Annotated in this window: 9 protein-coding genes; 2 read left to right on the top strand and 7 right to left on the bottom strand. The window is 72.4% G+C overall.

Annotated features, from left to right (window positions below):
- Positions 1-35 precede the first annotated feature (35 nt).
- From sucD to OG842_RS15545, 6 genes are all read right to left on the bottom strand, one after another.
- Positions 36-920: a succinate--CoA ligase subunit alpha gene (gene sucD, locus OG842_RS15520; protein ID WP_266730260.1), complete on the bottom strand. Its 885-nt coding sequence runs from the start codon at positions 918-920 to the stop codon at positions 36-38.
- A 21-nt stretch (positions 921-941) separates the two neighbouring features.
- Positions 942-2123 carry an ADP-forming succinate--CoA ligase subunit beta gene (sucC, locus tag OG842_RS15525; RefSeq protein WP_266730262.1) on the bottom strand — a complete coding sequence of 394 codons (1182 nt, stop codon included), beginning with the start codon at positions 2121-2123 and terminating at the stop codon, positions 942-944.
- Between the two features lie 241 nt (positions 2124-2364).
- The gene (locus OG842_RS15530; RefSeq protein WP_328512266.1) at positions 2365-3678 is read right to left on the bottom strand and encodes a VWA domain-containing protein; all 1314 of its coding nucleotides are present in this window, start codon (positions 3676-3678) and stop codon (positions 2365-2367) included.
- On the bottom strand, positions 3675-6101 hold the full coding sequence (locus OG842_RS15535) for a DUF5682 family protein (RefSeq protein ID WP_328512267.1): 2427 nt from the start codon (positions 6099-6101) through the stop codon (positions 3675-3677). Before OG842_RS15535 ends, OG842_RS15530 begins: the two co-directional genes overlap by 4 nt.
- Positions 6098-7210: an ATP-binding protein gene (locus OG842_RS15540; RefSeq protein ID WP_266730268.1), complete on the bottom strand. Its 1113-nt coding sequence runs from the start codon at positions 7208-7210 to the stop codon at positions 6098-6100. Before OG842_RS15540 ends, OG842_RS15535 begins: the two co-directional genes overlap by 4 nt.
- A 125-nt stretch (positions 7211-7335) precedes the next feature.
- Complete coding sequence (locus OG842_RS15545; RefSeq protein WP_328512268.1) at positions 7336-7803, bottom strand: MmpS family transport accessory protein; 468 nt, start codon at positions 7801-7803, stop codon at positions 7336-7338.
- 132 nt (positions 7804-7935) lie between these two features.
- Between OG842_RS15545 and OG842_RS15550 the strand changes: the two genes are divergently transcribed.
- Positions 7936-9444, top strand: a complete 1509-nt coding sequence (locus tag OG842_RS15550) for an SWIM zinc finger family protein (protein ID WP_328512269.1) — start codon at positions 7936-7938, stop codon at positions 9442-9444.
- 44 nt (positions 9445-9488) lie between these two features.
- The gene (locus tag OG842_RS15555; protein WP_328512270.1) at positions 9489-11081 is read left to right on the top strand and encodes a DUF5691 domain-containing protein; all 1593 of its coding nucleotides are present in this window, start codon (positions 9489-9491) and stop codon (positions 11079-11081) included.
- Between the two features lie 118 nt (positions 11082-11199).
- On the opposite strand, the gene OG842_RS15560 is transcribed toward OG842_RS15555, so the two are convergent.
- Positions 11200-11613, bottom strand: coding sequence for a cobalamin B12-binding domain-containing protein (locus OG842_RS15560; protein ID WP_124716864.1), 414 nt, complete (start codon positions 11611-11613; stop codon positions 11200-11202).
- Between the last annotated feature and the right edge of the window lie 224 nt (positions 11614-11837).

Raw genomic sequence — 11837 nt, forward strand, 5'->3', positions numbered from 1 at the left:
CTGTCCTGCGGTACTGCTCCGACGCGGTGAAGCGATCAGGCGCCGAGGATCTCGCGAGCCAGCTTGGCGGTCTCGGTCGGCGTCTTGCCGACCTTGACGCCGGCGGCCTCGAGGGCCTCCTTCTTCGCCTGGGCGGTGCCGGAGGAGCCGGAGACGATGGCGCCGGCGTGGCCCATGGTCTTGCCCTCGGGGGCGGTGAAGCCCGCGACGTAACCGACGACCGGCTTGGTGACGTTGGCCTTGATGAAGTCGGCCGCACGCTCCTCGGCGTCGCCGCCGATCTCGCCGATCATCACGATCAGGTCGGTCTCGGGGTCGGCCTCGAACGCCGCGAGGGCGTCGATGTGCGTCGTACCGATGACCGGGTCGCCACCGATGCCGACGGCGGAGGAGAAGCCGATGTCACGGAGCTCGTACATCATCTGGTAGGTCAGCGTGCCGGACTTGGACACGAGACCGATGCGGCCGGGCTTGGTGATGTCGCCCGGGATGATGCCGGCGTTGGACTGGCCGGGGGTGATCAGGCCGGGGCAGTTCGGGCCGATGATCCGGGTCTTGTTGCCCTTCGAGCTCGCGTACGCCCAGAAGGCGGCCGAGTCGTGGACGGCGATGCCCTCGGTGATGACGACCGCGAGGGGGATCTCGGCGTCGATCGCCTCGACGACGGCGGCCTTGGCGAAGGCCGGCGGTACGAAGAGGACGGACACGTTCGCGCCGGTCTTCTCCATCGCCTCGGCGACGGAGCCGAAGACCGGTACCTCGGTGCCGTCGAAGTCGACGGAGGTGCCGGCCTTGCGCGGGTTCACGCCGCCGACGATGTTGGTGCCGTCACCGAGCATGAGCTTGGTGTGCTTCATGCCCGTGGCACCGGTCATGCCCTGGACGATGACCTTGCTGTCCTTGGTGAGGAAGATAGCCATGGTGGTCTGAGTCCCTCTTCCTTACTTCGCAGCCGCGGCGAGCTCGGCGGCCTTGTCGGCCGCGCCGTCCATGGTGTCCACGCGCTGGACCAGCGGGTGGTTGGCGTCGGAGAGGATCTTGCGACCCAGCTCCGCGTTGTTGCCGTCGAGGCGCACGACCAGCGGCTTGGTGACTTCCTCGCCCTTGGACTTGAGCAGCGCGAGCGCCTGGACGATGCCGTTGGCGACCTCGTCGCAGGCGGTGATGCCACCGAAGACGTTGACGAAGACGGACTTGACGTCCGGGTCGCCGAGGATGATCTCCAGGCCGTTCGCCATGACCTCGGCGGAGGCGCCGCCACCGATGTCGAGGAAGTTGGCGGGCTTCACGTTGCCGTGGTTCTCACCGGCGTACGCGACGACGTCCAGGGTCGACATGACCAGACCGGCGCCGTTGCCGATGATGCCGACCTCGCCGTCGAGCTTGACGTAGTTGAGGTTCTTGGCCTTGGCGGCAGCCTCGAGCGGGTTGGCTGCGGCCTTGTCCTCGAGGGCCTCGTGGTCGGGCTGACGGAAGTCGGCGTTCTCGTCGAGAGACACCTTGCCGTCCAGCGCGATGATGTCGCCGGAGGCGACCTTGGCGAGCGGGTTCACCTCGACGAGGAGCGCGTCCTCGGCGACGAAGGTGTCCCACAGCGTCACCAGGACCTCGGCGACCTTCTCGGCGACCTCGGCCGGGAACTTCGCCTGGGCGACGATCTCGCGGGCCTTCTCGATCGTGACGCCGTCGACGGCGTTGACCGGGACCTTCGCGAGGGCCTCGGGGGTCTTCTCCGCGACCTCCTCGATGTCCATGCCGCCCTGCACCGAGGCCATGGCCAGGAAGGTGCGGTTGGTGCGGTCGAGGAGGTACGAGACGTAGTACTCCTCAAGGATCTCCGGCGCGGTCTCGGCGATCATCACCTTGTGGACCGTGTGGCCCTTGATGTCCATGCCGAGGATGTCGGTCGCGCGGGCGACCGCCTCGTCGGGGGTGGCGGCCAGCTTGACGCCACCGGCCTTGCCGCGGCCACCGACCTTCACCTGCGCCTTGACGACAGACTTGCCGCCCAGCCGCTCGGTCGCCTCGCGGGCTGCCTCAGGCGTGTCGATGACTTCACCGGCCAGCACCGGTACACCGTGCTTGGCGAAGAGGTCCCTCGCCTGGTACTCGAACAGGTCCACGCGCGTCCGTCCCTTAATCAATGGTCTCGCGGTTGGTTTTCTGCGTGGGCGTGCCGCGAGGGGCAACGTGACTGTTCTGTCACCAGGAAGGCGCACACGGTGACCCCGGGTACGCGGCATGTCCATCTCGCAGGTTATCCCCGTGGTCCGCAGGACCCTAAATCAGAGATCGCACCTGAGCGGTGATTACGGTCACAGATCACGCCGGTGGCCGTGTGTGAGTGGACCGCACGGCACCGTGTCACCGGTGGGTCTCCTTGTCCGGCACGGGAAGCGGACGCTTCTCGACGGCCGCCGCCATCACCTCCGGGAAGAGGTCCGGGGTGCACGCGAAGGCCGGTGCGCCCAGGGCCCCGAGCGCCGCCGCGTGGTCGCGGTCGTAGGCGGGCGCGCCCTCGTCGGACAGCGCGAGCAGCGCCACGAACTGCACGCCGGAGGCCTTCATCGCGGCGACCCGCTTCAGCATCTCGTTGCGTATGCCTCCCTCGTAGAGGTCGCTGATGAGCACGACCACGGTCTCGGCCGGGCGGGTGATCCTCGACTGGCAGTAGGCGAGCGCGCGGTTGATGTCGGTGCCGCCGCCGAGCTGGGTGCCGAAGAGCACGTCGACGGGGTCGTCGAGCTGGTCGGTGAGGTCGACCACCGCCGTGTCGAAGACGACGAGCCTCGTCCGCAGGGTGCGCATGGAGGCGAGCACCGCGCCGAAGACGGAGGCGTGGACGACGGAGGCGGCCATCGACCCCGACTGGTCGATGCAGAGGATGACGTCCTTCTTCACGGACCGGGCGGCCCGCCCGTAGCCGATGAGCCGCTCGGGGACGACGGTGCCGTACTCGGGTAGGTAGTTCTTGAGGTTGGCCCGGATGGTGCGGTCCCAGTCGATGTCGTGGTGACGGGGCCGGTCGATCCTGGCCGAGCGGTCCAGTGCGCCGGTGAGCGTGGCCCGGGTGCGGGCGGCGAGCCGCTTCTCCAGATCCTCGACGACCTTGCGCACGACCGCTCTCGCGGTCTCCTTCGTCGTCTCGGGCATGGCCTTGTTGAGCGAGAGGAGCGTGCCCACGAGATGGACGTCGGCCTCGACCGCCTCCAGCATCTCCGGTTCGAGGAGCAGTGCGGAGAGACCGAGCCGGTCGATCGCGTCGCGCTGCATGACCTGGACGACGGAGCTCGGGAAGTACGTACGGATGTCGCCGAGCCAGCGGGCCACGGAGGGGGCGGAGGCCCCGAGTCCGGCCGTGCGGCTGTTCCTGCCCCGGCCACCCTGCTTGCCTCCGTCGCCGTAGAGCGCGGTCAGTGCGCCGTCCATCGCGGCGTCGCGCCCGGTGAGGGTGCAGCCGGTGCTCTCGGCGCTGTCCCCGCCCAGGACCAGCCGCCACCTGCGCAGCCGCTCGTCGTTCGCCGGGCCGGACTGCGGCGTGCGCGACGCGTGCGGCGGGTGCGCCGTGCCGGCCGGGTGCGGCGGGCCGGCCGGGTGCGGCGGGCCGACCGGGTGCGGCGGGGCCGGTGTGGTGCCGGCCGTGGCCTCGCCCGTGGTCGTGGTCGTGGTCGTGGTCATCCCGTTGCCCCCAGCGGTTCCTCGGCGTTCGCGGCCCGCCCGGACCGGGCCTCGCCGTCCGGACCCGGATCGTTGTGCAGTCCGAGCAGCAGGCGCAGCACCGGCTCGACCGCGTCCGCCCGCTCCTCGTCCAGCCTCGGGCCGAATCCGGGTGCCGTCGCGCCGCCCGTGCCGGTACCGGTGGCCGGCGGTCCTCCGGCGGCCGGGCCTCGCCGCACGAGCTCGCCCAGGGTGCGCCGTACGCCCGCTTCGTACGCCGAGAACGTGCGGCGCAGCAGTGGCAGCACATCGGCGAACCGGTCGGCTGGCACCCCGGTGAGCCAGGCGTCGACCAGGCCGAGCAGCCGCTCGTCGTGGACGAGCAGCATGCCTCCGCCGGCGGCTCCTCCGACGAATCCCTCGATCCACTCCGCGGCGTCGGCCGGGGGTGTGCCGGGCGAGAGGGCCAGCCCCATCAGCCGTGCCGCGCCGTCCTGCCCGAGCCGTCCGTCGTCGAGCAGCAGGCGGGTCGCGCGCCCCCGGACGACTCCGGCGACCCTGTCCCGGGCGGCGAGCTTGTGCAGTACGGCCGTCCAGCGTTCGCGCAGTCCCTCCGCGCCCGTACCGGCGTCGGCCGGTGCGGCCCCGGTGAGCAGGCCGATCGCGGTGTGGACTCCGTCCACCCGGCCGCGCAGTTCGGCGGCTCCGTCGGCGTCGAGCCCGGTGCAGGCGGCCGGCAGTGCGACGCAGATCCGCTCGGCGAGCCCGGCCGCGACCTCGGCGAGTGCCGCGGTGTCCGTGGACCGCACATCGCCGTAGCGCAGGGTGCGGGCCAGCGCGGGCAGCGCGTCGGCGAGACGGCCGACGTCCGTGTCGAGCGCGGCGCGGTCGGCGAGGGCCCGCATCACGACGGGGAGCGCGTCGGGCAGTTCGGCCAGGAGGCACTGCTCGGCGAGCGCCGTGACCTCGGCGAGCGCGGTCGCCGAGGCCGCCTGCGCCCCGGCCTTGGCGGTGGCCGCGGAGAGCACGGTGGTGCCCCAGGTACCGGCCTCCGCGACCTGTACGTACAGCTCGGGCTCCCAGCGCAGCCGCCAGCTCTCCCGGAAGGTGCCGGTGCTCGACCGGCCGGCGGCGGGCTCGCCCCAGCCGACGGCGAGAACACGCAGCCGGTGCAGGAGTCTGCTGCGGGCCGCGTCGTTGTCCTTGCGCAGGTCGAGCTCCAGCTCCCGCTCCTGCGCCTCCGGTTTGAGCCTCAGCGTGCGCTGCAGGCGGGCGAGGTCGCGCTGCAGGGGCACGGCGGGGGCGGTGTCCGGCACTTCGCCGAGGGTCTCGCCGACGATCAGCCGGTCCTGGACGAGCGCGAGCGGCACATCGGAGCCCTCGCACATCACGGCGCGGACCGCGTCGGTCGTCTCGCTCAGTCCGGCGAGCGGGCGCCCGCGCATGGCGGCCAGGGTCTCGGCGAGCCGCACGGCCTCGATGACATGGGCCGACGACACGAACCGGTCCTCGTCGCGCATGAGTCCGGCGACCTTGGTCATCCACCGCTCGATCGGGCGGTCCGGGGCGTCGAAGAGGTGTCCGTACCAGCCGGGCGAGTCGATGCCCGCGCCGTAGCCGCTGTGGCGGGCCAGCCGCCGGTGCGACCAGGGCACCCAGGTCAGCTCGGCCTTGACCTTGGGCAGCCCCTTGAGCAGGGCGCGGTCGGCGGTGAGCGTGGTCCCCGTACCGAGCGCGGGTACGTGCCAGGCACCGCAGACGACCGCGACACCGTCGCCGAACTCCTTGCGCGCCTTGCGCAGTTGGATGCGCATGTGCGCCTCGCGGACGGCGTCCCGGGGGTGGCCGCCGTCCCCGTACACCTCGCGCAGTGCGGTCATCGCCTCGGCGAGGGCGGCGAACGGCGCCAGCGGGTCGACGGCTTCGCCGTCCTGGGCGCGGTGTTCGACGACGTCCTCCCACCAGCGCTCCGGGTCGTCGTAGCCCGCCGCCTCGGCGAGCACACCGATGGGGTCGATCGGGGCCGGCGCGGCGGCCCGGCCATCGGCATCGGCATCGGGTGCGTGCTCGGCGTTCTCGTCCGCTTCGTTCTCCGCGGCCTGCGCCATGGCCAGGGAGTTCGCCGCGGGCAGGTCGATGAACCGGAGCGGAACGCCGTGCTCAAGGGCCCAGCGGATCGCGATCCACTCGGGCGAGAACGCGGCCAGCGGCCAGAAGGCCGCCTGTCCCGGGTCGTCGACGGCATGGGCGAGCAGCGCGACCGGCGGCCGCATCCGTTCGTCGGCGGCCAGCGGCAGCAGTGCGTCGGCCTCCGGGGGCCCTTCGACGAGCACGGCCCGCGGGCGGGCGGCGTCCAGCGCCGCGCGGACGGCCCTGGCCGAGCCCGGCCCGTGGTGCCGCACCCCCAGCAGCAGTGGCCCCGCAGAGCGCCCGGCGCCGGTCATGCAGACACCTCGCGGCAGGCGCGGTAGAAGTCCTTCCACCCGTCCCGCTCCCGGACCACGGTCTCCAGATACTCCTGCCAGACCACGCGGTCGGCAGCGGGATCACGGACGACCGCGCCGAGGATGCCCGCCGCCACATCGCCGGGGCGCAGCATCCCGTCGCCGAAGTGCGCGGCCAGCGCCAGGCCGTTGGTGACGACGGAGATCGCCTCGGCCGTCGACAGCGTCCCCGAGGGGGACTTGAGCTTGGTGCGGCCGTCGGTGGTGACTCCGTCGCGCAGTTCACGGAAGACCGTGACGACGCGCCGGATCTCGGTCATGCCGTCCGGTGCGGCCGGGAGGTCGAGCGAGCGCCCTATCTGGTCGACGCGCCGGGACACGATGTCGACCTCGGCGTCCGGGGTGGCGGGCAGCGGGAGCACGACGGTGTTGAACCGGCGGCGCAGCGCGCTGGACAGTTCGTTGACGCCCCGGTCGCGGTCGTTGGCGGTGGCGATGACATTGAAACCGCGGACCGCCTGGACCTCCTGTCCCAGCTCGGGGACGGGGAGCGTCTTCTCCGAAAGGATCGTGATGAGCGAGTCCTGCACATCGGCGGGGATGCGGGTGAGTTCCTCGATCCGCGCCGTCATGCCGTCGGACATGGCGCGCATGAGCGGGCTCGGCACCAGGGCGTCGCGGCTGGGCCCGTGCGCGAGCAGCTGCGCGTAGTTCCACCCGTAGCGGACCGCTTCTTCCGGGGTGCCCGCCGTGCCCTGGACGAGCAGTGTCGAATCGCCGCTGACGGCGGCCGCGAGGTGCTCCGAGACCCAGGTCTTGGCGGTGCCCGGAACGCCGAGGAGCAGCAGGGCCCGGTCGGTGGCGAGCGTGGTCACGGCGACCTCGACGAGGCGGCGCGGGCCCACGTACTTCGGTGTGATCACGGTGCCGTCCGGCAGGGTGCCACCGAGCAGGTAGGTGGCGACGGCCCACGGGGAAAGGTTCCAACGGGCGGGTCGCGGGCGGTCGTCGGCCGCGGCGAGGGCCTTCAGCTCATGGGCGAAGGCGTCCTCGGCATGCGGTCGCAGAGCCTGTACGTCGACGGCGGCAGTGGTTTCGGACACGGTCATGGATCCCCCTCCGGATCGGTCGACCCGATGTGGTTCCCACCGTGCACCATGGCACTGACAATCGGCCCCGACCGCAGGTCAGGGCCGATTTCCCGGCTACGGGCGAAGAGTTGCGGGCCGACGGTTCAGCCGGCCACCGGTGAGACGGCCACGCAGCCGCCCGCGGTGAGCATGCCCTCCCCCTTCGCCTCCTTGATCACCTTGCCCTTGTGCGTGATCGAGCAGGAGATGTCGGCCCCGTTCGCGTCGACGGCGATCGGCATGACCGCGGGCGGCATGATCCCGCGCAGTGTGACGGTCTTCCGCCAGGGCAGGGTGGGCGACTTGACCGTCTCGATCTTCGGCTCCATCGCCTTGCCCCCGCCGCCGTGGAACTGGATCTCGTCGACGCCCGTGCCGGTGACCTCGTAGGTGACCTCGAACGTCTCGTCCACCACCTCGTCCACGGCCTTGTCCACCTGGTCGGCCGTCCCGTAGCAGCCGGCCAGGCCCAGGCCGAGGCCGAGCACGACGGCCGCGCAGGCGGCGGCCCGGACGGAGCGAAGGTTACGGACGCTGCGGGTGTTGCGGGTGTTGCGAACGGTGTGGCTCATCGGTTGGCCCCCCGGATCCATGGCTCGGTCAATCGCAGCGAATCGCAAAGGGCGAGTAAAGTCAAGATGCGTGCGTGACGACGAATCAGCAGGTCAGGGTGATTGTCAGTGGGGCGCTCTACCGTCGTTCCCATGCTGCTATCTCACGGGGGAGAACCCTTGCGCACCGCCGGTCCGGTGGCGCGCTGGACGGTGGAGCAGGTACTGGCCCTTGCTCCTGACGACGCGTCACGCAAGGCCGGGAGCAAGCTCGGTGCGGCCGGTCCGTGGTCGGGCGGCGGGTGCGACGGCTCGGGTGCGGTGTGGGGGCAGTGCAAGGGGAGCGGGAGCAAGCCGTATCTGACAGTGATCGACACCGCCGGCCCCGCGTACAAGTGCAGTTGCCCCAGCCGGAAGTTCCCGTGCAAGCACGCGCTGGGCCTGCTGCTGGTCTGGGCGTCGGGCGAGTCGGCCCTGCCCGAGGGCGAGGTGCCGGACTGGGCCGGAGAGTGGCTGACGGGCCGCCGTGAACGGTCGGCCGAGAAGGCGGAGCAGCGTACGGCGGCGGATGGCGCCCCGCCCAGGGGCCCGGCGGACCCGGAGGCCGCCCGGCGGCGGGCCGAGCGCCGGGCCGAGCGGATCACCGGCGGTGCGCAGGAGCTGGAGGAGCGGCTGACCGATCTGCTGCGCGGGGGGCTGGCGGCGGCCGATCAGCCGGGGTACGGGCTCTGGGAGGAGACGGCGGCCCGCATGGTCGACGCCCAGGCGCCCGGACTGGCGGCCCGGGTGCGGGAGCTGGGCTCCATACCGGCATCCGGTCCGGGCTGGCCGGCCCGGCTGTTGGAGGAGTGCGCGCTGCTGCATCTGCTGGACAGCGCCTGGCTGGGGATCGACCGGCTGCCGGAGCCGCTGGCGGCCACGGTCCGTACCCGGGTGGGGCTGACGGCCCCCGCCGAGGGCCCGCCGGTCCGCGACCACTGGCTGGTCCTCGCCCAGTACGACATCCCGGACGGCAAGATCGTCGCCCGCCGTATCTGGCTGTACGGGAAGGAGACGGGCCGCACGGCACTGCTGCTCTCCTTCGGAGCGGCCGGGCGCTCCCCCGGCCTGGCACTGCCGGTGGGCGTCACGATCGACGCCGAGCTGACACACCATCCGGGTTCCGGCCGGCTGCGGGCGGAGCTGGGCCGGCAGTTCGGTGTGCCGTCGCCGACCGGCACACCGCCACCGGGCGACACGGCAGCGGCCGCGACGCGCGCGTACGGAGACGCCCTGCGTGAGGACCCCTGGCTGGACGCCTGGCCGGTGACCTTGCGCGACGTCATACCCGTGCCGTCCGGGGACGGCTGGCAACTTGTGGACGCGGCGGGCGATGCGGCTCTGCCCATCGCCCCGGCGGCGCTGTCCCGGCCCGGACTGTGGAAGCTCGTCGCGCTCTCCGGCGGCTCTCCGGTCACGGTCTTCGGCGAATGCGGCCATCGCGGCTTCGACCCGTTCGCGGCCTGGTCGGACGGGTCCGACGGGTCGGACAGATGCAGCGGCTCCGACGGGTCCTACGACGGTACGGGAGCCGGAACCGGAACCCGAACCGGAAGCGGAACCGGAGCCGATTCCGGGATCGGTCGTGCCGACGCGGCGTCCGGGACCGTGCCGCTCATCTGACGATGGACTCGAAACCCGCAGGGGGATCAATGCAAGAGGGACCGATGCCTCGCACCATCACACCCGCACCGTGGGAAGAGCTCGTCACCACGGCGCTGCTCGGCACCGACCGCCGCCCGGCGGCGGGAGACGGCGGCCCTGCCGGGCTGCTGGACGCGGCAGCGCTCCACACCGTGCGGCGCAGGGCGGGTCTGCTGCCCGCCGCCCCCTCCACCCGGCCCGCACCGGCGCCCGTCGACCCGCGGCCGCCGCTGCCCCCGGCCGCCCGGCGCAGGCTCGCCCAACTGCTGGCGGACCGGTCGGCATCGGGCGGCTCGGGCGGCCGTCGCGGTACGGCACCCGATCTCACGGAGCTGATCCCGCAGTGGCTGGCCACCGCCAACCAGCGGGGCTTCCGGGCCCCGGCCGCGCTGCTCCCCGCCCTGCTCGACGCGGCCAGGGCCCGGACGGACCTGCGGCCGCAGGCCCTGGCCTTCGCCGGGCCGCGCGGACTCTGGCTGGCCGGGCTGAACCCCGAGTGGAAGTTCGCGCTGCGCGGTTCGTCCGGCGGCTCGTCACTGCCCGACCCGACGGAGCCGGAAGCGGTCACCCGGCTGTGGGAGGAGGGGCTGTTCGCCGAGCGGGTCGCCCTGCTCGGCGCTGTTCGTGCACACGATCCCTCGGCGGCGCTCGCACTGCTCGCGACCACCTGGGCCACCGAGCGGGCCGAGGACCGGCTGATGTTCCTGGACTCACTGCGCACCGGACTGTCCGCGGTCGACGAGCCCTTCCTGGAACAGGCACTCTCCGACCGAAGCCGCAATGTCCGCTCGACAGCCGCCGAACTGCTCTCCGCACTGCCGGAGTCGGCGTTCGCCGGCCGGATGGCGGCCCGTGCGCTGTCCTGCGTGAGCCCGGACCTCACCGGCGACGAGGCCTCGATCGCCGTGGAGGCACCGCACGAATGCGACGCCGCGATGGAGCGTGACGGCGTGGTGGCGGCGCCGCCTTCCGGGCGGGGGGAACGGTCGTGGTGGCTCGGCCAGTTGGTGGAGGCGACCCCGCTCGCCACCTGGCCGGCGCGGTTCGCCGGCCGCTCCGCCCGGGAGGTCGTCGGCCTGCCCGTCGCGGACGGCTGGGCCGAGGAACTGCACGCGGCATGGTGCCGGGCGACGGTGCGGCAGCGGGATCCCGAGTGGGCCCGCGCGCTGCTCGGCGCCCCCTCCGCACCTCCGTCGAACGGCCCCGGCACGACATCGCTCGCCGAACGGTCGAAGCTCCTCGGCATACTCCCCGCGGCCGAACGGGCCGGCTGGGTGGCCGACTTCATAGCCGCGCACGGGCTGTCGGAGGCCTTCCAGCTCCTGGGGGTCTGCCCGACACCCTGGGCCGAGCCGCTGGGCCGCGCGGTCGTCGACGCCCTGGACATCGCCCGGGACGCGGGCAGCTACCCCTGGAGCTTCAGCGGCGTGATGGGCCTCGCCGAACGCTGCCTGAACCCGGCCGAGGCGGACCGCCTGGAGGTCCTCACCACCACCCCGGACGAACCGGAGAACGCCTCACCGGGCGCGAACGGCTACTGGTCCGAGGCCTTCCAACGGCTGGTCTCCACTTTGCGGCTGCGCGCGGCGATGGACTCGGAGCTGACCCCGGCCTGACGGGGCCGACGGCAGAACGGGCCGGACGGGGCCCGCCCCTCCCCCGCGACGCGACACGGGAACGCGACGGGCCGGGACGGAGGGCAGGCCCGAGAGCGACGCCCGGGACCGACGGGGGTCAGGCTTCCGCGGGGTGGCGGACGTTCGCGTTGACCCAGTCGACGATCGACGTCGTCGTGGCACCCGGGGTGAAGATCTCCGCGACGCCCTGGTCCTTCAGCGGTGCGATGTCCGCCTCCGGGATGATGCCGCCGCCGAAGACCTTGATGTCCTCCGCCTCGCGCTCCTTCAACAGCTCGATCACCTTGGCGAAGAGAGTGTTGTGCGCACCGGAGAGGATCGAGAGGCCGATCGCGTCGGCATCCTCCTGGATCGCGGTGTCCACGATCTGCTCGGGCGTCTGGTGGAGCCCGGTGTAGATGACCTCCATGCCCGCATCGCGCAGCGCCCTCGCGATCACCTTGGCCCCGCGATCATGGCCGTCCAGGCCCGGCTTCGCCACCACCACACGGATCGGACCGGTCACACCCATCACTGCCTCCACATGCGTCTCCCGTGCCTGAAGGGCCGGGGATGTGAACGAACGTTATCTACAGCATCCCGCAAGCCGCCGTTTCGCGGTGGACGGGGAGGGGGAAATCACACGTGGGACATGTTCACCGGGCGCCGTTCCCGTAGTCACGCGGCAGACCTGCCGTGCGGGGCCGGCCGCCAGGGGAGCCGCTACGAGGTCGCCGTACCACCGCGCCGTCAGCC

This window comes from Streptomyces sp. NBC_00376, assembly GCF_036077095.1.
GTDB lineage: Bacteria > Actinomycetota > Actinomycetes > Streptomycetales > Streptomycetaceae > Streptomyces.